Genomic DNA, 20,495 nt, shown 5'->3' on the forward strand with positions numbered 1-20,495 from the left:
CGGGTCCGGCGGGCAAGTGGGTTCCGGGTGGGAAAGCCGGCCCCGGTCACGGCTCCCGAGGCGACCGGCTCGCGGTCAGACCTCGAGATGCTCGATCCGGGCGTAGCGGCCCGCTCGCCAGCCGGCGACGATCGCGACGACCGTGCCGACGACGAGCGCCAGCGCGAAGCCGCCGAGGTAGACCTCGAGCGGCGTCTGCAGGAGGCTCTCGAAACCGAGGACCGACGCCGAGAACCGGTTCAGTCCGCGCACGGCCAGCGGCGTCGCTGCAAGGCCGACGATACCCCCGACCAGACCGATGACGAGCCCCTGTGCGCCGATCGTGCCGGCGAGGACGCGTCGGGACAGGCCGATCGCCCGGAGCGCCGCGAGTTGCTCGCGTTGCTGGTGGGCCACGAGCGCGAACAGGTTCGCCGTCAGGACGACGCCGCCGACGACGGCGAGTCCGACCAGCGTCGCGCCGCTCGCGAGGACGATCGTCCGCTCTTCGATCATCGATGCGACCTGTTCGTCGCTGGTTCGCACGTCGTACTCGGGGTACGCCTCGCTGAGGTCGCTCGCGACGGCGTCCCGGTCGGCATCGTCCGCCACGTCCGCGGTGATGAACGTCGCTCGGTCGGTCCCTGACGTGCCGGCGACCGCCTGTACGTCGCCCAGCGGCATCGTCACCGTCGGCGAGCTCAGATACCGCGAATAGTAGTCCGCGGTCCCGACGACGGTGAACTCGTGGGCCGCGGCCGTCTGCCTGCTCGTCCCGACGTAGATCGTCTCTCCGACGGAGACGTTCATCGCGTCGGCGATACGCGGGTCGATCACGATCTCGTTGGTCGTCGGCTCGTCTGGCGGGGGGCCGGCGGCAGCCTCCTCGTCGACCGCGAACCCGCTCCCTGCCCGGAAATCGAACCCCTCGTGGGTTTTCTGGACCCCGACCGCAGGCCTGCGTTCCAGTTCCGAGGCGGTCGGTCCGACGTAGACGTCGTACATCGCGATCGGAGACGCGGTCCGAACGTCGTCCCGGGCGGTCATTTCGGCGGCCATCCCGTGGGCACCCACGAGCGGATTCTCGGTCCCGCTCGCGGCCGGATCGACCGGATCGCTCGAGACCCAAATGTCCCGATTGGCCCGGTCCAGTCCTTCCTCGCCCTTCTCGACGACGCCAACGCCGAGGCTCGCCAGCACCGTCACCGAGAGCACGGCCAACGTGACGGCGAGAACGGTCAGCGCCGTGCGACCGGGCGACCGTCGAAGCTGTGCGATCGCGAGCCCGACGACGGCGCGCGTTCTGACGATCACGCGCCACAGCATTATCGAGCCACCTCCTCGAGAACGGCCGTCCGTGCGGCCACGGCCAGCGGGTAGGGAACGGCGACCAGCCCCGCGACGAGCGCGACGCCGATCGCGTACGGGACGAATACCGGATGGAAGTGCGCGACCGTCCCCGGCGCGACGGTCGCACCGGCGACGGCGTTGACGGCGACGATACCCGCCATGCCGAGACCGATGCCGACGATCGAACCCACCAGCGTCGTGATCCCCGTCGACACCGCGACGACGGCGAGCCGGCTGCGGGTCGGGAAGCCGACCGACTCGAGGACCGCGAGGGTGCGACGGTCCTCGTCGACGGTCATTCCCATGGTCGTCGCGACGAACGACGCACAGACGGTCACGCCGACCAGCAGCGCGATCACGCTCGTCGCGAACGCCAGCCCGTCCTCGAACAGCGTCGACGGATCGGTGTCGCCGGCCACCTCGACCGCCCCGGCGGGGTAGACGTCGGTGGCGGCTGACCGCGCCGCGTCGGCCTCGCCCCAGAGCAGCAACCGATCGGCGAGTTCGCCGGTCTCCGCGCCCGAGAACGACTGGAGTTCGCTCAGGTGGACCAGGGCGATCGGCGCACCGCCACCGCCCGTTCCCTCGTCCGCGACGGCCGCCACCGTCACCGAGGGCGTCGTCCCACCGGCTCGCTCCATCCCGCCCATCGAGACGGACAGCTCGTCGCCCGCGGTGGCGTCGAGCCGCTCCGCGGCGGTCGGAGAGAGGACGAGCTCCCGATTTCGCGGCCCCTCGTAGCTCCCGTTCGCGTAGTGCGGATCACCGGGCTCGAGGGCCGTGGTCGGCAGCCCCGCGACGGTTCGGGACTCCCCGTCCGGCACGAGCCCGATCAGTCGAACGGTTCGTGGGTCGCCGTCCGTCGACTCGAGGCGCGCCGTCTCGACCAACACCGGCGAGGCGTGCTCGACGCCGTCCCGGGAGCGGATCGCCGCGGCTCGCTCGTTGGTCGCGCCCAGTCGCGGCCCCTCGACGCCGTCGACGGACGACAGCGTCCCGCTCTCCTCGGGCGTGATCCGGACGTCCGCGTCGTCCGCGGTCGCCATGCCGCCGTCGGCGAGCGCCAGCGCGATGCCCGTCACGACGACCAGAAGCGCGATCGTCAGCGCGACGGCGGCGACCGTCGATGCGATCCGGCCCCTCGTCGTTCGCGTCGCGCGTCGCCACCACCTCGAGAGCGTCAGTCCGACGACCCCTCGCCAGCGCGTCCGACGCCGCGACTCGGCGTCCACGGGAGGGTCCGAGGCCTTATCGGACATCGTCCACCCGTCCGTCACACAGGGTGACGACCCGATCCGCGACCGCGAGCGTGGCCTCGTCGTGTGAGGCGACCAGCACCGCCCGCTCGCGCCCGACGTCGGTCAGCAACTCGAGGACGTCCCGGCCCGTCGCCGTATCGAGTTCGCCCGTCGGTTCGTCGGCGACGATCACGTCCGGGTCCGTCGACAGCGCCCGCGCGATCGCGACGCGCTGGCGCTCGCCGCCGCTGAGTTCGCTCGGGAGATGGGTCGTTCGGTCGTCGAGCCCGACCGCCTCGAGCAACGTCGTCGCGCGGTCCCGGCGGGCGGCCCGCGGAACGCCCGACTGAACGAGCGGCAACGCGACGTTCGCGCGAGCGGAGAGCGACGGGAGGAGGTGGAATCGCTGAAACACGATGCCGACATGGCGTCGCCGCAGCCGCGTTCGCTCCGCGTCGGACAGCGCCGCGATGTCGGTCCCCTGGAGTTCGACGCTGCCCGCCGTCGGGACCAACAGCCCCGCGACCGCGTGTAACACCGTCGACTTCCCGCTCCCGCTCGGCCCCTCGAGTCCGACGATCGACCCGGTCGGGACGTCGAGGGAGACGTCACGGAGCGCGGTCACCGTCCGCTCGTCGCCCGAGCGGAACCGTCCGCCAGTGGACCCGTACTCGTGGGTGACGCCCTCGAGGCGAACGGCCGTCGCCGATTCGCGTTCGTCCGCCCGATCCCTCGCCGACGATCGCGAACCGCGTACTGATTGCTTGGACATTCGCAACGATCTCACTCCCAGCGGACGAGCCGGCGGCTCATTGTTTCGACCCGGTTACCCCTGTCAGACGGGCGCTACAGACCGTTGCGTGGCGACAACGGATTCGAGACCATGCGTGCAGGGGGCTGTCCGGTCCGTTGGGTGCCGACGCGGGACCGGACGCCGTCGACCGACGACACCGGCCGGTAGGGACGGGCTGTCCGACCTCCCCCATCGAAACGGGGCCGTACAGATCAGCGACGGTGACTGTGTTCGCCCGGCATCGAGGCTGGCCCCGTACCACCGACGGAGCAGCGGCGCGCGGTCGGGGTACGGTCTCCGTTCAGGATCGTCATGTGATCCGATGGCGAAGACCGACGCGATACGATCCCTGCCCCGTCTCGATCGCTTCCCGACCCGTCGAGAGCCGGTCCGATCCGTTCGGGATTCCGTACGTCGTACTCGCGTCGCGCTTGCTCGAGAGCAGGCGTCCCTCGAGCGGAGCGCCCGAGGACGACCGGTAATCACGTCACCGGGTCTCCGTGCCGTATGGATCAACGTTCGTCCACGGACGGCCTCACGGAGGTGCGTTTTTGGCAGATCACCGTCATCAGCCTGTATGGGCGAGACCGATGGCGATCCTGACCAAGCTGGACACCTGCACCATCTTGAACTGTGTGCGTCCGATCTGGAAACGTCACGTGACTTTTGGGGTGGATGCTCGCCGAACTCGGCTACGAACCGAAAAACGAGTGGCGGGATGGCTGCTCTTGGAGCAAGGGTCCGATGTATCTCGTCCTCAAACGAGCGCCCAATTCCGACCACCCGTTTGACAGACGGACAGCAGGACTGAATCACATCGCGTTCCACGCAGGATCCCGTGATCAGGTCGATAAACTGACTGCACGTGTCCGTGAGAGGGACGACGCTACCGTTCTGTACGACGAACAGCATCCCTACGCTGGCGGCTATTATGCGCTCTACTGCGAGGGCCCCGACGATATCAAGGTCGAAATCGTCGGGCCGGAGTAGGTCTCGTTCGGAGAGACGCGCTCCTGTCTCTGCCACGGTACGTACTATGCGTCTGATACTGACCACTGAACGTCAACCCACACATTATCGCACAGCAGCCGTCACGTCGGTGTGTAAACCGTTCTAATTAAGGCTATAGTCGGCTTCAGAGACCGAAGTCGGATCGAAAAGGGGAATGCCGTCTCGGAAACGAGTATTCATCGGCCGGTTCGTCATCTCCGCATGGCCGTGGCGGGCCTCGAAAGACAGCGGCCGTGGGAGGCGATCAACTCGAATGCGTCGTTCATCAGTGGCCCGTCCTTTGCGTCGAGTTTCAGTGACCGCGAGCGACGAGTTGGTCGGTACGTCGCAGACCGCGTCAACCGTCCGGATGGTCGTCGCGAACTCTTCCGGGGCTGGCGCTCGCGGAACTCGTCGCCCTTCGCGTACTATAGTAGCAACTGAAACGATTTACACACTGATCGCAACGCCGTCGTGCGATCAGGTGTGCAATGACTTTCAGTTGCTACTATAGACACGGAGCATCGTCCCGTCGTCGGTATCGACGATATCCTCCGGCGCAACGTCGGGCACTTCGTGTGAGCGGCACCCACAGCGCGCGCCGAGTGCGAACGCGATCCGCTGCTGGGTATCGTCGACCGCCTCGAGCGACTGTGCTACTTCGTTCCGGCTGAGCCAGACCGTCATGTCGTCGCGGTTCTCGTGCTGTTGCAGTTCATGCGTCCGGGTAGCCTGCATTCCGGACAAGAACCGAGGGGAATCTAGTTTTTTGGTGGTGCTCGAGGGGGAGATTGGGGTGATTCTGTCTGACTCTGTCTGAGTTCTCGGACACAGCACTCACTGAACTCAAGCCACTGATTCGCTCAATCTCTGGTCTATCTGGATAGATAGTGTGCTAGGTAATTATGTGCTTGTGTTACCCGAACAAGAGTATGGTCCAGCTTGCTGGTGTCTTAGTGAGTGCGCTTGTGAGTTTAATAGTCAGTGTAGCTGTGTCATATTTATCACATATTTTAAGTAAGCAGAGAAATAAAGACATGGAATCCGAACAGTGGGTTAGGGACGTAAAGAGAATTTGTAATCAAATTCATCGAGATGCGCTTTCGCTGGATCCTGGAGTGGAAGTTGAGGTAAATGATCTAACTAGAGAAGACGCAGTGAACTCTGAACTTACTACCCTTTCATCGTCGATCCAGAACTTGGAAGAGTTGTCATCAGATCCTATTGGGAATCAAAGACACCAAAATCTAGTTCAAGAAATTGATGAACTCACAGGTTGGTGTCGCAGTCCAAACTATCAGGGGGATGATCTCACTACAACAGATGTCCAGCAAAAGATATTGAATCAGACACAAGATATCATCTCCATGATTGAAAGTAAATAGCCTAGATTATATCCATATCTTCAACTATCTCCATAGGTGAAACCATATCGATATCTGAATTTGCAATCTGAGACATTGCCTTGGATATTCTTTCCCTCTCCTCATATACACCACACTCGTTGCTTACAAGGACACTGTCTCCATGACTTTGACACCAGTATGCGGCGTTAACTAGACATTCAACCTGACACTGATCTCGCGAGGCGGAACTCAATGTAGCAGCTAATGTGAATTGGGATTGCCCCCCTTTTTCATAGGTGTCATCAATCACATTCAGGTACAAGTTCTTCCGGAGATGATTGGCTTGAATCCGCCAGTCATCTAGATCATTTCTAAATTCATGTATCCCAACATTCTCTAGATGTTCGGCTAATCCAGACAAATCTGGAAGATGACTAGAATTAAATGAAACTCCGCTTGCCGTTTGAAGATCGGGATAGTTTAAAACTCCGGAAGAAAATGCAGTAACGGGGTTCGACTCTTCACTGATACATCGGGATGCCTCATTGATCAAATAATCCAATAATCTTTGTCGGTCTGCTATTCGGTCATTTAGATCATTCTTTGCAGAAGAACTAGTAACAACAGATCCACCTTGATCCTGTATCTCATTTAGGACCTGTTCTGCATATCTATTTTTGTCTAAATAAACGATACAGTAATCCACTAAAACAGATAGATCAGCGAAGACAGTAAACGGAGGACTATTGCTCATCGCCTGCTTTGATCATAATTCCCTTCTCCAAGTCTCCAAATGTGGATGAGGAGGGACCACGGACAGATTGATATTGAGAGACACTTGGGGTTAGATTGACATTCTGAAGCTCTTCTTCCCAACTTTTGAGCTGCCCGGGCATTGTGTCCTCAAACTTTGTGAGTAGTCTTTCTCCTTTGTCGATGAATTCAGGCTCCTCATTAGAGGGAACTTTGGCCTTGTGAATGGAGATAATCATCGCTGGCCAAGGCCATACATATCCGTGGTAGATCATATATCCCCTCCGAAGTGCCTGCAATTGCATCGGGTCGGGATCGTTAATAGATTCTAACTTTACTAATGCCTCTTGGAGCGAATCAAGATAGGAGATAGTATGATTAAGAACATCATCAGTAAAGCGTTCTTGAGACCTCATATTATAGCGAAGGTCAAGTGTGGCAGATTTCATATCAGTAATGAAATCGCCAGCATTCGTAGCTAACTCTTCGTCATCACACTCTAAGATGTCTTCCAACGTATCGAGGATCGCTAAATTCGAGAGATACAGATCCCGGTACTCTTCAGGCGCCCAGTCCTGATAATTCTCCTCTAAAAAGTCAAACATAGACTGGCTCCACACCTCATCAAGATTCGTCTCAGCATAGTATCCTTGGATATCCTCACGAGTGACCGTCCCAAATTTTCCAGAACGGACAGTCCTGTCAAATTCTTCTAAAGGAGAAGGTGAGAACTCACTGGGTCGGAGGGTATTGTAAGGCTCAAACTGCCCGTATCGATACCAAGTCCGAATAAGTGGAATTTCCCAGTCCTCAGCGATTCTATAAACCAGTTTTTGTATTTTGATGTTGTCTGGACTGAGACCTCCTTCTGAGTCGTCAGTGACCTGAATGTCTTCTTCATATAATGCGGCTTCGAGGCCTTTCTTCACATCTTCGACAGCCTCGTTATGGCCGCCACCTATATTCAGATCTGGATACATATTTAATATGAATTGATGTCTTACTTGGTCGCTCATTTTGACTACGGAGGTATATTTCTTTCTACTGGATGTGTTTAGCGCAGCGTGTTAATTAGGACTCCATCCATACATAAAGTTATTCCTCCGTTTGAACGTTATCAAAATGGAGTATAACAAATAGCCGAATAACTACCCGCTGCCTAAATGAAATAATCCTCGAATTACCCGTGATCTATAAGTCTATGACTCTGGATAGTCGTCAGGGTCAATCAACGCCACTTCCCATGTTTTACGATCTGTTCGTCTAATACGGACTGAGCAATCTTTCACGGTTCCGTCCTCGTCTACCAACCCGAGCGCCCGAAGCTCGCCCTTTGGGAGTACAACACCGCCCGACGTACGACCGACTTGTGTCAACTGGTGGATCGGCATGGCTACGTTTTCAACTAGTCCTGAAACCGTTTAAACATTGGTCTCAACAGTACGAGACTATGATATTCCCGACCGCTATCACTCGCTCGAGAGTTCCATCGAACCATGGGCACGGACAACCCGCCACCGACTGACGAGAAGCCTATCGACGAGGTCTACCACGACCGGAATCTCCTCGCGATCGCCTTCGCGAGGGCAATCCGGCTCACCTGGGGACCGAACACCGCCGGCTGGTACTGGCACGACGAGTGGCCGGTCGTCTGGGTCGATACGCCGACCGGCCAGAAATTCTGGCACGTCACGCCTGCCCTCGAGTGCTCGTCACTCCAACAGACCGAGCCGACCGGCGGCTACGACGGCCACTCGCGGACGCTCAAGAACTGCTGGCTCGCCCGCTACGTCACCGGAGCCTACTCATGACCGAACGGATCGAGTTCGGATCGAAAACGGCGGCCGACCAGTTCCGAGACGAGTACGCGGACCACCTCGTCGTCGGGGCTGCCGTCGGTCGCCTTCATGTCGATCAACTCGAGAAAGTCGACCGACTCCCCGTCAGTGGGTTCTGGGAAGGCGCTCATTGGCCGCGTGACACCTCCTGCAGATCGTGTGGGCCGTTCTCACAAACGCGACGGGGGAGGCCGCCGGCGGAGGTCGCAGTTGTCATACGCCCACCGCAGTGTGGACAGTACCGGCTCACGCGACCCACCTCTCTGCTATGGAATTCGCCGGACGGCGTGGGGCCGCGTTTTGAAACAAGTTCTACTCCAAATTTTCGGCCGTCTCAAATCGCCGGAAATCGCAAGACGGCGGGCTCTTCGGTGTCTGCCACGAATCGACGAGGAAGGAAGTCCGCCCTCCCCGATTTGAACGGGGGGCAAGTCGATCTACAGTCGACTGCTCTACCAGTCTGAGCTAAGGGCGGGCGCACTCAAACGTAGCCGCCGTGGTACACATAAGGGTTATTATTCGAGCCGACGGGAACGTGTCAGTGATCGTGATCGGCAGCATGATTGATATAGCAGGCGTGATAACACAGGAGCAACTCGCCAATGAGCAAGATCACGTTCCGCGCCGACGACGATCTCGTCGAGCAACTCGAGGAGTTGGACCGCTCCAAGAGCGAAGCGCTGCGCGAGGCGCTGCGCTCGTATCTCGAGTCCGGCGGGACGGCGCGGAGCGGTGGGGATCGGAACTGCGACGCGGAGGGCGCAATCGACGAACTGGTTCGGAAACGGGTCGACGAACGACTCGACGCTCGATTGCGTGAGCTCGGGCTCGAACGGGTGGACGCGCGAACACCGTCGACAGATCCACGAGCCGTTACCGTCACCGTCTCGCTCGAGGGGGAACCGCGGTCCGACGAACGGGTGCAGTCCGGCGAGCGGATACATGTCGATCACGGGCGCACGCGTGAGACGACTCAGTCGACCGATGACGGGGAACCGGCACGGACTCGCGAGCCGTCGGACACGCCGCCCGGCGACGGTGACGTCCAGTGTAACCAGTGTGGCAACCAACTCGAGGGGGAGCACGTATACTGTCCCAACTGCGGCGAAAAGGCCTCGCGGCGGCTGTTCTGTGACTGCGGCGACGAGGTCCGTTCGGACTGGTCGTTTTGTCCCGGGTGCGGTCGTCGGACGCCGGCAGCGGACGTTCTCGAGTCCGACAGTCACCAGTACTGACCGGTGTAAGACACGGAAAGTCAGCCTCGGCGAAAGTTTTATTATTCAGGCCGGACATCCAATTATTCGCGTAAGACGGATTGTCTTACACCCGTCGAAAAGACGGAAAATCGCCCGATGTCGGGCAGTTCCGTCGTAAGACACGCCGCGTCTGACAGGGGCGCGCCACCGTCTTACCCAACGGGGAATACAACCATGGAGCGTGTGACACTGCGAATCCCGAAACAGCAGATCGAGGAAGTAGAGCAACTGGTCGACTCGGGCGAGTTCCCGAACCGGAGCGAGGCGATCCGGTCGGCCGTCCGTGAGATGATCAACGAGCAACAGGACGGACCCAGCGAGCAGTCCGGTAAACGCAACTGGGCCAAGGTGTAACGATGCAGGATATCGTTCAGGATGCCTTAGAGAACGCGGAGGAAGAGGCCCGGGAGATGGACGCCCCGATGGACGACGACGAGTTCGGGGAACCACGAATCGTCATCGTCGGCTGCGGCGGTGCCGGTAACAACACCATCAACCGGTTGTACAACATCGGCGTCGACGGTGCCGACACCGTGGCGATCAACACGGACAAACAGCACCTCAAGATGATCGAGGCCGACACGAAGATCCTCGTCGGCAAATCGCTCACGAACGGGCTCGGAGCCGGCGGCGACCCGTCCATGGGCGAACGTGCGACCGAGATGGCCCAGGGCACCATCAAAGAAGTGCTGGGCGACGCGGATCTCGTCTTCGTGACCGCGGGGATGGGCGGCGGGACCGGCACGGGTGCCGCCCCCGTCGTCTCGAAGATCGCCAAAGAGCAGGGTGCGATCGTGGTCGGGATGGTCTCGACGCCGTTCAACGTCGAGCGCGCCCGCACGGTCAAAGCCGAGGAAGGCTTAGAGAAGTTGCGCGATCAGGCCGACTCGATCATCGTTCTGGACAACAACCGGCTGCTCGATTACGTCCCGAACCTGCCGATCGGGAAAGCATTCTCGGTGATGGACCAGATCATCGCCGAGACGGTCAAGGGCATCTCGGAGACGATCACACAGCCGTCCCTGATCAATCTGGACTACGCCGACATGTCTACGATCATGAACCAGGGCGGCGTCGCGGTGATGCTCGTCGGCGAGACCCAGGACAAGAACAAGACCGACGAAGTCGTCAAGGACGCGATGAACCACCCGCTGCTCGACGTCGACTACCGCGGCGCGTCGGGTGGCCTCGTCCACATCACCGGCGGCCCCGACCTCACGCTGAAAGAGGCAGAGGGCATCGCCGACAACATCACCGAGCGCCTCGAGGCCTCGGCGAACGTCATCTGGGGCGCTCGCATCCAGGAGTCGTACAAGGGCAAGGTGCGTGTCATGGCGATCATGACCGGCGTTCAGAGCGCGCAGGTGCTCGGTCCGACGACCCAGAAGCAGGCCGACAAGTCCCGCCAGAGTATCGAGGGCGTGACCGAGGCCGACTTCGACGCGAGTAAGAACGTCGAAACCGGCAGTCCCGAGTTCGGCGCACAGAGCGACGGCGGCCGCGACGAGGTCGAGCGACAGAACGGCGTCGACGTGATCCGGTAATCGCGATCGACCGGACGATCCCGGCACGACCACACGACTGACACACCACCGTCGTGCCGGTCGCCTCTCTAGTTCGCGATCGCGTTTTTTCGACCCACGAGTCGGCAGTGGCAATGCTTGGCTCGGGACCCGCACCAGCCACCGATACCGGGACGTCATCGTGTCCGGTCTTCAGCGTATCGTTCACCGAACTGGTCGTTTACGACCGTATACGGCCAGGAGAACGGATACGTCGAGGGACCCGCTCCATCGCGACTGAAGGATGACCGGGGCCGGACTCGAGGGCACCGACGAATGGGGGCGAGAACGGGAGTGCCGTTAGACCAGGGCCTCGAGCAGCGAGCACTTCCGGCATACGTCTCGTGTGGTCGTCGACCCGCACTCGACGCATTCTTGCAGGTCGGCCCCGTCGTCGCCCGCGTACTTCTCGGCGGCGATCGTCGCGAGTTCCTCGTAGCCGGAGAGGATCGAGTGGCGAGTGCCGGGGTGGTTCTCCTCCAGGTCGTAGAGGAGTTGCTGGATCTCGCCGCGGTAGGCCTCGCTGGCGTGGGGGCATTCGGTGATGTGGGCCGGCAAATCGTCGACGTGGGCGTAGAGGGCGACTTCCTTTTCCGGGACGTCCCGCAGCGGTTTCGCCCGCGGGACGAACTCGTCTTGCTCTTCGCGCTCGGAGAGGGGGCCGAGACTGGCGTCGAAGTGTTTCGCCATCTGTTCGACGTCACCTTCGAGGACGTTCATCAGCGCGGTCTGGGCCTCGTCGTCGAGATTGTGGCCGGTGAGCAGGAGGTCGGCCTCGAGTTCCTCGGCGTATTTCGAGAGGAGGTCCCGGCGGAAGACCCCGCAGTAGGCGCAGGCGGCCATGTTCTCGGGGTCGTCCTCGACGACGTCGTCCATCCGGACGCCGAACTCCTCCTCGTAGCTGACGAGTTCGTGGCGGATCTCGAGGTCCTCGCAGAGTTCCACACAAGCCTCGACGGACTTGTCGCGGTAGCCTTCGATCCCCTCGTGAATCGTCAGCCCGACGAGTTCGATGCGGGGGTCCTCGGCGAACGTATCGTGGAGGATCCGCGTGAGGACGACGCTGTCCTTGCCGCCGGAGAGACCGATCACCCAGGTCTGGGGGTTCTCGGGCGTCGCATCGTGGGGGACGAGATCGTCCCGTCGGACTCGGCGGCGCACCCGCTTTTCGACCGACTCGCGGAAGTGATCTTCACAGAGGTGGGCCCCGGAGTAGGCGGCGTGCATGACCGCCTCCTCGTTGCACCGGTTACAGTCCATTAGCGGATGGATTGCCGTCGGACGCGTATGTCCGTTTCGTCTCCTCAGCAGGTCTCCCTGTCAGAGCATGCGACGCGGTTCGGGTTCGATCGCAGAGTTATCGACCCTCGTGTCAGCCGAAACGTATTACGGCCGTCCACGAGATGCCGACGTATGGTGATTTACGATCGAACGCCGTCGACGGGCTACCGGCGCATCGACGAGTTCGACGGCGGGTTCGGCTGGCTCGCTCATCCCGACGAAGCCGGGATGCGAGCGAGTCACGCACTCCTCGGCGACGGCGATGACGTCTGGCTGTTCGATCCGCTCGAGGCACCCGGGATCGACGAGGCGATCACGTCCCTGGGCGAGGTTGCCGGCGTCGTCGTCTGTTCGGCCTACCACGCTCGCGACGCCGATCGGTTCGCTCGCCGGTTCGACGTTCCCGTCCTCGTCCCGGCGTGGCTGGACCGGGTCGCCGAACGGATCGACGCGCCGCTCGAACGGTTCGAGGGGCGACTCGCGGACTCGGGGGTCGACGTCCGCGAGGTGAGCCCGGTACCGGGCTGGTCCGAGGCGATCGCGTACCGGCGGTCCGATAACACGCTGTACGTGCCGGATCTCCTCGGAACCGCGCCGCCGTATCTCGCCGGCGACGAACGGCTCGCGGTGTACCTGCTGATTCGACCGGTCGTCCCGATCGGTGTCTTCGGAGGGATCGCACCCGAACGGATCCTCGTCGGCCACGGAACCGGGATCTTCACGGATGCCGCGATCGTCCTCGGCGAGGCGCTCGCCACTGCACGGCCGGGGTTTCCGCGTGCCCTGCTCGAGGGCGGATCGCAACTACGCGCGCTGATCGACGCGCTCTGAGCGGGTCGCCGCCGATGCGATAACGAACGGGTTCAGGCGGAGATCCGTGTTCGCTCCTCGACGGCCGCGGAGCCGTTCTCGAGGGCGGCAAGCAGGCGGTCGACGTAGTGGTCGCGGGCGGCCGAGGAGAACAGTTCGTGGCCGCCGTTGTAGAGGACGACGTGTTCGGCGGGCACCCGCTCGCCGATCGGCCGGAGGCTGACGACGGGATCGCGCAGCGAGCAGAAGACGACCGCGTCGTGGTCGATGGTCAGGAGTTCGTCCTGTGCGCGGCGGGTCTCCCGGACGAACGCCGGCGAGACCCACGACGGCGTCGTCTCGATCTGGTGGTCCGTCGTCCGCTCGCCCAGCGCGTCCTCGTCGAGGTCGCCGATCGGGAGACACGGGAACGTCGTCGGGAGGGTCGACACCGCATCCAACAGCGGCTCCGGGAACGTCTCGCCGTACCCCCACCACGGACTCAGGTAAACGTGATTGTCCGCGCCGTCTATGGCCTGTGCGACGAGCGCCCCCGCACTGTGGCCCAGCAGCTGGTACGTCCCGAGATCGCGGACGTACTCGGCGACGGGCTCGAGCCAGTCGGCTTTGAAATCGTCGATATTCGTGGGGAGTTCGAACGCGTGTACGCGGTAGCCGGCGTCGGTCAACTGTCCGATGAGCCAGCTGACGTTCTCGTGGGTCCAGCGGTTGCCCCAGCCCATGACGAAGACGAGATCCTCGTCGCCGTCGTCGTTGAAGATCCGGTGTCGCATAGGATTCCGTTCATCGGGAACCGATAAAAAACCTGATCTCTCACTGCGGCGCTCGAGACGGTCGTGGCGTCGTGGCAGTGCGGCCGCGACTGCCGCGGGCACGACGCCGCGGAACCGCTGACGGGTGTCGCGATCGGCACTGAGAAACGTCTTTGCGCGTCGACGCCCAAGGGGGTCCAATGACAGGATTTGACCGCAGTGACGCGGTCGACCGCCTCGCGGGGATCGTCGAGACCGTCGCGAACGAGCGGATGCCGGTCCCGGTCCGCGAGGTGTGGGCCGTCGGCGACGTCGCGCTCGGTCTCGATCCCGTCGAGCGCTTGGACATCTACGTGACCAAGGACGTCCTGCTGCGCGACGACAGCGAACCGACCGAGGCGAGCGCCGACGGGGACGAGTCGGACGAACGGGGCCCGAATGCCCGGTTTCGCGAGTCCCACGGCATCGAGGGCGTCGGGAAGTCCGTACGGGCGGACTGGGCGGCCGAGTTTCCCGACTATCTCCGGGCCAACGCGAACGGCCACGCCGCGCCCGAACGGTGTCTCGCTGCACACCTCCTCGCGGACGACGAACCCGTCCACCTCGAGGTCTGTAACTCGTCGTTCGAGGACAACGTCACACAGCGGCTACGGGGTGCACAACTGCGCGAGGACTACACCCAGTTGCTCGACCCGCGCGGGGTCTGTCTCTGGGCCGAGGGGACCAAAAGCGACGAGGCGTTTCGGAAGCTCCGAGCGGGCGATCTGGCGCTGCCGACACTGTCGGCGGCCCTCGAGATGCTCGGGCTGGACGACGACGAAGCCGAGACAGCGGCCCGCGAACTCCACGCCTGGCGCGACCGACAAGACGGCGTGACGGTTCGGGGCGACGTCGTGTGACGGTGCCGTCGGAATCGCGGCCGATCCGTACCCGCTCGCCGTCGTGCGGATCTCATCGGATATCGGTCCGGCCGAACCACAGTTGGCTCGCGACGAGGAAGGCGAGCGTCATCGCGACGAGAATCCCCGCCCCGGCGAGATCGTAGCGGCCCTCGAGCAACACCGCGTTCGGGTCGTAGTAGCGCATCGGCGCGATCGCACCGATCGTCTCGGCGTCGGTGCCGGTGAGCAGCGACTCCGACAGGAAGAGCACGAACGTGACCCCGAGCGCGACCCGCTGGGCGATCGCCGCGCGATCGAAGACGACCGACGCGAGCAAGCCGATCCCGGCGCAGGCGAACAGGTAGGGAATCGACAGCAAGTGGACCGCGAGCACGTCCGCGACCGCGAGGGGGTGGTCGATCAGTCGCGCCCCGACGACGACGACGACCGGCGGCAGGAGGTTCGCACCGGCGATCGGCACCGCCATCGCGGCGAACCGCTCGGCGATCAGCCGCCGCCGGGAGAGCGGCATCGAAAGCAGGACGTCCATCCGGCCGCGATCGACATCGTCGGCGATCGTACCCGCCGTACTGTAGGCTAGATACAGGCCGAGCATGATGACCCAGCCGAAGGTGTACAGCTCGAACGAGAGGAACCCGCCCAGACTCGTCATTGTTTGGACGCCCATCACCTGCAGGATCGGGTCGGGATAGGCGGCAAGCAACTGGTCGAGGTCGACTTCGGCCTCGAACGACGGGTAGACCCAGATGACCATCGCGGCGAGCGCGGACAACCCGCCCGAGAGGGCGATGCTCCCGCGAACGCGGCGTCGGCCGTCGTACCGTGTGAGTTCAAACATCGCCGCTCCCACCCCGGTCGGTACCGGCCGTCGTCTGCTCGGTCGCAGTCGGTGCATCGGTCGCATTACCGCCGTAAAACCGCATGAACACGTCCTCGAGCGGCGCTTCCTCGATCGAGAGGTCGACCAGCCGGTACTCCCGGATAGCCGCGAGCAGGGCGTTGATGTCGCCGGTGAAGGTAAAGACGTACTCGGTCCCGTCGCCCGGGCCGGCCCCGCCGTTGGACTCGAGCCCGTGAACACCGTCGACCTCGAGCGAGCGAATCGGGATCGGCTCGTCGGCGTGGAGCCGGACGAACTTGCCGCTCCTGTTCAACAGCGATTCGACGGGTTCGACCGTGACCAACCGTCCGTCCCGAATGATCCCGACGCGGTCACACAGTTTGCGGACCTCGCTCAGAATGTGCGAGGAGAAAAACACCGTCAGTCCCGCCTCCCGTTCGGCTCGGACGAACTCGTTGAACCGCTGTTGGAGCAGGGGATCGAGCCCGCTGGTCGGTTCGTCCAAGATCACCAGGTCAGGATCGTGCATGAACGTCGTCACCAGTCCCAGCTTCTGTACGTTTCCCCGCGAATACTCCCTGATCTCGCGATCGAGCGGCGGGTCGAACAGCTCGAGCAACGCCGCGCTGCGCTCGTCGCCCTTGAGCGACGCGTGCAGGTCGAGGATCTCGCGACCGGTCGCCGTCTCGTCGAACGCCGGATCGTCGGGAAGGTAGCCGAGTCGGCGTTTGGCCTCGAGTAGTTGCGCCTCGTCGGTCACGTCCCGGCCGAGCAGCCGAACCGTTCCGGCGGTCGGGGAGAGCAGTCCGAGTACCGTCCGGATCGTCGTCGTCTTCCCCGCGCCGTTCGGGCCGAGGTAGCCGAAGACCTCGCCGCGCTCGACGGCGAACGTGATGCCGTCGTTGGCGCGCACCTCGCCGTAATCCTTCGTGAGTCCCTCGAGTTCGATCGCTGCCATACCGACCCCGTCGACGGCCGGCCGTATGTAACCGGGCGTCGGTCCACCGTCCCCCTCCGCCCGAGCCGGGTCGGGCAATCGGCTCCCCGGTTCGCGTCGACTCCGACCCGTTACGGGACGATCTGGGTGAGGATCGTCGACTCGATCTTTCGCAGGTGGCCGCCGACCGTCCCCCCGGTACAGCCCAGTTCCTCGCCGATGTCGTCGTGGGTCACCGCTCGCGGAACGTCGTAGTACCCCATATCGACGGCGGTCCGGAGGATCTCCTGTTGGCGAGCGGTGAGCTGGGAGAACAGCCGGTCCGTGTTCGGCTCGTACCGCCCCGTCTTGAGGAGTTTGAGCCTGATCCCGTCGGGAACGTCCGGAACGGCCGCCTGAAAACTCTTTACGTCACCGATCATCGTGACCCGCAGGCCGCCGCGGCGCGTGAACTCGAGGGGAGTATCGTAGATGAATTCGAACTCCCTAAGCATGCTCAACAGTCCGACGAGTCGGTCGTGAGCCTCGAGATGGATGTAGGCGTGGTGCTCGCCGTCGGCGCTCGAGAGTTGGTACTGGTTGACCATCGGCGACTCCGACAGGATCGACTCGAGAACGCTTCGCTTCCCCGAGAACCGGTAGAGTGCGACGATCGTCTCGTCGGCGAGGAGGTTGACGTTATGGAGGAGTTCACGCGTCACGTCGGGGTGGTCCGCGATCCGCCGATCGAGCGGGTGCAGTCCCTCGTCGTCGGGGATAATAACGCATTTCGCGTATCTCATCGTCCGACAGTCACGACATCGTACACGTATTTTTCAGTATCGTTCACCATATATTCGTCCGACAGTGACTTCCAATCTCGTTCGCCGACGTGGCCGTCGACCGCCTGCCGCCGTGCCGACGTTGCAGCCGTCACTGGAGTCCCCGCGGCTGTGAGGGTCCCGGAGGGCCGGGACGAACCCGGTACAGCAGACCATGCTCCCGTCGGTTCCAGTCCGCTTCGTGCGCATGCTCCGACACGAACCGTTCTTCACGATAGGCGTTCCCCCGCGTTTCCACGACTCTTTATATTGGTTAGGACGGCGACCCGTTCAGTATCCCCTCGAGCGGTTGTCGTGACTTCCCGATCGGCACCGATCGATCACCCCCGTAATATTTCCCCCCGATCGGTTATAAATGCCCCCGTATACGAGGAGGAAAAATGATCCGAGGTCGTGTTGGGTGTGGACTTGTGACGTTCGAAATGACACCGCAATATCGAAGCGGACACGGCGTGAGGTCGGCGAATAGGACGAAAGCGGCCGAACCGATCGTTCGGGGGTGGGTCTAGTATGTACCGCCGAAAGCGACTCGCGGTCGGGACCTGCGCCTCGTTTCTGATCGTCGCCATAGTCGGTCTCGTCGTCCTCTCGTCGGGGACGGCCTACGCGACGGCGATGGCCACCGCCGACGGCAGCGGTTTTACCGTCACGGCCGACGAGATCAGGTCGGACGAGTTCCTCCTCTATCCCAGCGTCGGGGAGGACACCGAGGGGACGACGCCGGTCGCCGTCGTCGAACAGCGCGGCGTCGAGATCGACGGCATGGTACTGAGCGGGGAGAAGTCCATTCCCATGGTCGACGGTTCGATGGAGATCTCGTTCGCCGCCGACGAGACGGTCAAGGCCGACGAGCAGTACATCAAACTCACCGACTTGCAAGCCGAGGAGGCGACGTTCAACGGACAGGTCGTCAACGCTCAAGCGAGCGACAATCCGGAAAAGCAGTTCCAGCAGACCGCCGGCGAGAACGCCGATCCCGAGGACGGCTACCTCACGGACATCTCCGGCGACAGTCCCGGAATGGTGCAGAAAGACGTCGAGATGGATGCGGTGTACCTCGCCTCCAACGAGATCACACTCCCCGGTCTCGAGGTCGACGTGGAGTACCACCCCGACGGGTGATCGTCCATGTCGTCCGAAAGCGGCCAGAACGAGTCCGAGACGCTTCCCGCACGGATCCGTCGGTGGATCGGTTCCCGTTGGCGTCGGTTCAACGCCTGGCGGAGGGGACGCCCGTTCCTCGGTGGTCTCCTGCTGTGTCTGGCCGGCCTCCTCATCACGTGGGTGCCGATGCGAATCCTGCCGGATATCGCCTTCATCGGCGGAGAGATGGCGGGCTTTCTCGCCATCGGTGCGCTCTTCGGCGTGTTCGTCTTTCTGTCGGGACTCTACGCGCTGTCGAGGCCCGCTCGAGCCCACGGAGCCGGCGTCGTCGGGATCATCCTGTCGATCTTCTCGCTGTTCGGATCGCTCGGCGGGTTGCTGGTCGGCATGCTGCTCGGCATCCTCGGTGGGAACCTCTGTATCGCCTGGAAGCCAAGCGGCGACGCCGTCGACGAGGCCGTCTCCGAGCCGAGCGTGATCGACAAAGCGGCGGCCCGGATCAACGCGGGGTTCGCTCGCCTCGTCGGCACGATCGTCCTGGGCTGTCGCGCGGGCCTCGAACGCATCACACGGCGGGGGACCGACGAGTGACGCCGGGAAGAACGCGACCGACGGACCGGCCCAACGCATGATCCGAACCGGTACGCTCGCCGTCGTGTTGGCGGTTGCTCTCGGTGGGGCCGTGGTCGGACCGTCCCACGTTGCCGGCCAGACCGACGAGCGAGCCCTCACGGTCGATCTCGACGGGATCGATGAGGCGACCGTCTGCGTTCAGCAACTCACGCCGGAAAGCAACCGCGTCGTCGTCCGAAGCGGGGGCGAGAACGTCACGATCTACCTCGACGAAACCAGGCGCGTCGAACTCGGGGAGACGCGGTCCTCAGCGGGAACCATCGTGTTACGAACCGATCGGCGAAACGAGACACTCAACGAGCTCGCGGCGGCTGAAGAGTGTTTCCCGGCTCAACGAACCGACGTCGTCGTCGACGTCCGCTCGGTCGAGTTGCGGAACCTCGCCGTCACCGGGTACGGCGTCGAGGTCGGCCCGCGAAGCGACATCCCCGCACCCGTCCCGTTCGACCCACCACACGAAAGCGACGGCCAGGGCGATAACGGTGACAACCGAAGTAACGAGACTGATCACCGAGGTAACGAAACTGACCATCAAGACAACGAGACCGATCACCGAGGTAACGAAACCGACAACCAAGGTAACGAAACGGATCCCCGACCTGGGGAGAACGATCGGCAGGGCAACGAAAGCGACAGCGACCATCGAGACGACGAACGTGATGGTTCCTCAGGTGACTCGACCGACGACTCCCCGTCGGACGGTTCCGAGGGCAAGCGCGCGAATCCCGACAGTGACCGGACGGAACCCACGACCCCCTCCGATACCGACGACACCGGCGACACCGAGACGCCGGCACGCGAGCGAGCGACTCGTGACGTAACCGGTGACGAACGGGCACTCGAGCCATGAGCGACCACGAGGCGAGCGACCACGAGGAGACCCAGCCACCGTTCGCGACGGTCGACACGGGGATCGTCCTCCGAGCCGCCGCCGTCGGGGCGTTCGTTTCCCTCACCTCGCTTCTGGTGCCGCTTTTCGCGCGGATCGGCGGCGGCGTCGTCGCCGGGGGTATCGCCGCGTACGCCGCCGGCCGAATGGCGACCGGCCTCGCGTACGCGGTGACCGCGAGCGCGCTCGCCGGCGGCCTCGCGGGGTTCCTCATGGCGTTCGTCGGTTCCCTCTTCGGACTGTACACCGAACCGCCGCTGTTCGTGTTCGCTTCGATCGGACCGCTCAGTCCCGGGCTCTCCGGGCTCGGTCTCCCGAGCGTCGTGTTGCTCGCCATCACCTTCTCGCTGCTGACCGCCGTCGACGGCCTCGTCGGCGGTCTGATCGGCAGCGGACTCCGGCTGCTTTGCCCGTGGTGAC

Annotated in this window: 24 protein-coding genes and 1 tRNA gene; 12 read left to right on the forward strand and 13 right to left on the reverse strand. The window is 62.8% G+C overall.

The genetic code is table 11. From position 1 onward, the window contains the following. Positions 1-75 precede the first annotated feature (75 nt). The 3 genes from ALTAJ2_RS00880 to ALTAJ2_RS00890 are packed head-to-tail and all read right to left on the reverse strand — an operon-like array spanning position 76 to position 3,339. Complete coding sequence (locus ALTAJ2_RS00880; RefSeq protein ID WP_050031408.1) at positions 76-1,305, reverse strand: ABC transporter permease; 1,230 nt, start codon at positions 1,303-1,305, stop codon at positions 76-78. After that, entirely contained in the window at positions 1,305-2,588 is a 1,284-nt protein-coding gene (locus ALTAJ2_RS00885; RefSeq protein WP_049900249.1) for an ABC transporter permease, read from the reverse strand. The genes ALTAJ2_RS00880 and ALTAJ2_RS00885 overlap by 1 nt, the downstream gene beginning before the upstream one ends. Next, positions 2,578-3,339: an ABC transporter ATP-binding protein gene (locus ALTAJ2_RS00890; RefSeq protein ID WP_007108756.1), complete on the reverse strand. Its 762-nt coding sequence runs from the start codon at positions 3,337-3,339 to the stop codon at positions 2,578-2,580. Before ALTAJ2_RS00890 ends, ALTAJ2_RS00885 begins: the two co-directional genes overlap by 11 nt. A 696-nt stretch (positions 3,340-4,035) precedes the next feature. On the opposite strand from ALTAJ2_RS00890, the gene ALTAJ2_RS00895 reads away from it, so the two are divergent. Next, entirely contained in the window at positions 4,036-4,350 is a 315-nt protein-coding gene (locus tag ALTAJ2_RS00895) for a VOC family protein (RefSeq protein ID WP_007108755.1), read from the forward strand. A 498-nt stretch (positions 4,351-4,848) separates the two neighbouring features. Here ALTAJ2_RS00895 and ALTAJ2_RS20000 read toward each other — a convergent pair whose 3' ends face one another. Next, positions 4,849-5,088, reverse strand: a complete 240-nt coding sequence (locus tag ALTAJ2_RS20000; RefSeq protein WP_007108754.1) for a hypothetical protein — start codon at positions 5,086-5,088, stop codon at positions 4,849-4,851. Positions 5,089-5,282: 194 nt separating this feature from the next. Here ALTAJ2_RS20000 and ALTAJ2_RS18965 point away from each other — a divergent pair, with 194 nt between their 5' ends. Next, a complete protein-coding gene (locus ALTAJ2_RS18965; RefSeq protein WP_144240171.1) occupies positions 5,283-5,735 on the forward strand; it encodes a hypothetical protein in 453 nt (150 codons plus the stop codon). A gap of 1 nt (position 5,736) precedes the next feature. Here ALTAJ2_RS18965 and ALTAJ2_RS18970 read toward each other — a convergent pair whose 3' ends face one another. Both ALTAJ2_RS18970 and ALTAJ2_RS18975 read right to left on the reverse strand, forming a co-directional pair. Next, positions 5,737-6,402: a hypothetical protein gene (locus ALTAJ2_RS18970; protein WP_144240172.1), complete on the reverse strand. Its 666-nt coding sequence runs from the start codon at positions 6,400-6,402 to the stop codon at positions 5,737-5,739. 37 nt (positions 6,403-6,439) lie between these two features. Next, positions 6,440-7,465 carry a hypothetical protein gene (locus ALTAJ2_RS18975; RefSeq protein ID WP_144240173.1) on the reverse strand — a complete coding sequence of 342 codons (1,026 nt, stop codon included), beginning with the start codon at positions 7,463-7,465 and terminating at the stop codon, positions 6,440-6,442. A 480-nt stretch (positions 7,466-7,945) separates the two neighbouring features. On the opposite strand from ALTAJ2_RS18975, the gene ALTAJ2_RS00910 reads away from it, so the two are divergent. Further along, positions 7,946-8,260 (forward strand): hypothetical protein, encoded by a 315-nt coding sequence (locus tag ALTAJ2_RS00910; RefSeq protein ID WP_007108752.1) that lies wholly within the window; start codon positions 7,946-7,948, stop codon positions 8,258-8,260. On the opposite strand, the gene ALTAJ2_RS19355 is transcribed toward ALTAJ2_RS00910, so the two are convergent. Beyond that, positions 8,251-8,418: a hypothetical protein gene (locus tag ALTAJ2_RS19355; RefSeq protein WP_160163682.1), complete on the reverse strand. Its 168-nt coding sequence runs from the start codon at positions 8,416-8,418 to the stop codon at positions 8,251-8,253. The two genes, ALTAJ2_RS00910 and ALTAJ2_RS19355, sit on opposite strands and share 10 nt — an antisense overlap. A 270-nt stretch (positions 8,419-8,688) precedes the next feature. After that, positions 8,689-8,762 (reverse strand) — tRNA-Tyr (locus ALTAJ2_RS00915). Between the two features lie 127 nt (positions 8,763-8,889). Between ALTAJ2_RS00915 and ALTAJ2_RS00920 the strand changes: the two genes are divergently transcribed. The 3 genes from ALTAJ2_RS00920 to ftsZ all read left to right on the forward strand — a co-directional run bounded on the left by ALTAJ2_RS00920 (position 8,890) and on the right by ftsZ (position 11,087). After that, positions 8,890-9,522, forward strand: coding sequence for a double zinc ribbon domain-containing protein (locus tag ALTAJ2_RS00920; protein ID WP_007108751.1), 633 nt, complete (start codon positions 8,890-8,892; stop codon positions 9,520-9,522). Between the two features lie 195 nt (positions 9,523-9,717). After that, positions 9,718-9,897 (forward strand): ribbon-helix-helix domain-containing protein, encoded by a 180-nt coding sequence (locus tag ALTAJ2_RS00925; RefSeq protein ID WP_006185704.1) that lies wholly within the window; start codon positions 9,718-9,720, stop codon positions 9,895-9,897. A 2-nt stretch (positions 9,898-9,899) separates the two neighbouring features. Next, entirely contained in the window at positions 9,900-11,087 is a 1,188-nt protein-coding gene (gene ftsZ, locus ALTAJ2_RS00930; RefSeq protein ID WP_006185705.1) for a cell division protein FtsZ, read from the forward strand. 318 nt (positions 11,088-11,405) lie between these two features. On the opposite strand, the gene ncsA is transcribed toward ftsZ, so the two are convergent. Then, on the reverse strand, positions 11,406-12,365 hold the full coding sequence (ncsA, locus tag ALTAJ2_RS00935) for a tRNA 2-thiolation protein NcsA (RefSeq protein ID WP_007108750.1): 960 nt from the start codon (positions 12,363-12,365) through the stop codon (positions 11,406-11,408). 153 nt (positions 12,366-12,518) lie between these two features. Here ncsA and ALTAJ2_RS00940 point away from each other — a divergent pair, with 153 nt between their 5' ends. Next, positions 12,519-13,217 carry a hypothetical protein gene (locus ALTAJ2_RS00940; RefSeq protein ID WP_007108749.1) on the forward strand — a complete coding sequence of 233 codons (699 nt, stop codon included), beginning with the start codon at positions 12,519-12,521 and terminating at the stop codon, positions 13,215-13,217. Positions 13,218-13,249: 32 nt separating this feature from the next. Here ALTAJ2_RS00940 and ALTAJ2_RS00945 read toward each other — a convergent pair whose 3' ends face one another. Further along, a complete protein-coding gene (locus tag ALTAJ2_RS00945) occupies positions 13,250-13,969 on the reverse strand; it encodes an alpha/beta fold hydrolase (RefSeq protein WP_007108748.1) in 720 nt (239 codons plus the stop codon). Between the two features lie 179 nt (positions 13,970-14,148). On the opposite strand from ALTAJ2_RS00945, the gene ALTAJ2_RS00950 reads away from it, so the two are divergent. Continuing rightward, complete coding sequence (locus ALTAJ2_RS00950; protein WP_007108747.1) at positions 14,149-14,847, forward strand: DUF7095 family protein; 699 nt, start codon at positions 14,149-14,151, stop codon at positions 14,845-14,847. Positions 14,848-14,899: 52 nt separating this feature from the next. On the opposite strand, the gene ALTAJ2_RS00955 is transcribed toward ALTAJ2_RS00950, so the two are convergent. From ALTAJ2_RS00955 to ALTAJ2_RS00965, 3 genes are all read right to left on the reverse strand, one after another. Further along, complete coding sequence (locus ALTAJ2_RS00955; RefSeq protein WP_007108746.1) at positions 14,900-15,688, reverse strand: ABC transporter permease subunit; 789 nt, start codon at positions 15,686-15,688, stop codon at positions 14,900-14,902. After that, positions 15,681-16,649, reverse strand: coding sequence for an ABC transporter ATP-binding protein (locus ALTAJ2_RS00960; protein WP_007108745.1), 969 nt, complete (start codon positions 16,647-16,649; stop codon positions 15,681-15,683). Before ALTAJ2_RS00960 ends, ALTAJ2_RS00955 begins: the two co-directional genes overlap by 8 nt. A gap of 110 nt (positions 16,650-16,759) precedes the next feature. Beyond that, the gene (locus ALTAJ2_RS00965; protein WP_007108744.1) at positions 16,760-17,410 is read right to left on the reverse strand and encodes a helix-turn-helix domain-containing protein; all 651 of its coding nucleotides are present in this window, start codon (positions 17,408-17,410) and stop codon (positions 16,760-16,762) included. Positions 17,411-17,959: 549 nt separating this feature from the next. Here ALTAJ2_RS00965 and ALTAJ2_RS00970 point away from each other — a divergent pair. Genes ALTAJ2_RS00970 through ALTAJ2_RS00985 form a run of 4 tightly spaced genes read left to right on the forward strand, consistent with a single transcriptional unit; the run spans position 17,960 to position 20,494 of the window. Further along, entirely contained in the window at positions 17,960-18,571 is a 612-nt protein-coding gene (locus ALTAJ2_RS00970; RefSeq protein WP_007108743.1) for a DUF6230 family protein, read from the forward strand. Between the two features lie 6 nt (positions 18,572-18,577). Beyond that, on the forward strand, positions 18,578-19,144 hold the full coding sequence (locus ALTAJ2_RS00975) for a DUF6114 domain-containing protein (protein ID WP_007108742.1): 567 nt from the start codon (positions 18,578-18,580) through the stop codon (positions 19,142-19,144). 37 nt (positions 19,145-19,181) lie between these two features. Next, positions 19,182-20,036 carry a hypothetical protein gene (locus tag ALTAJ2_RS00980; protein WP_007108741.1) on the forward strand — a complete coding sequence of 285 codons (855 nt, stop codon included), beginning with the start codon at positions 19,182-19,184 and terminating at the stop codon, positions 20,034-20,036. Further along, the gene (locus ALTAJ2_RS00985; RefSeq protein WP_007108740.1) at positions 20,033-20,494 is read left to right on the forward strand and encodes a hypothetical protein; all 462 of its coding nucleotides are present in this window, start codon (positions 20,033-20,035) and stop codon (positions 20,492-20,494) included. The genes ALTAJ2_RS00980 and ALTAJ2_RS00985 overlap by 4 nt, the downstream gene beginning before the upstream one ends. Position 20,495: the final 1 nt, after the last annotated feature.

Source organism: Natrinema altunense (assembly GCF_000731985.1).
GTDB classification, from domain to species: Archaea; Halobacteriota; Halobacteria; order Halobacteriales; family Natrialbaceae; genus Natrinema; species Natrinema altunense.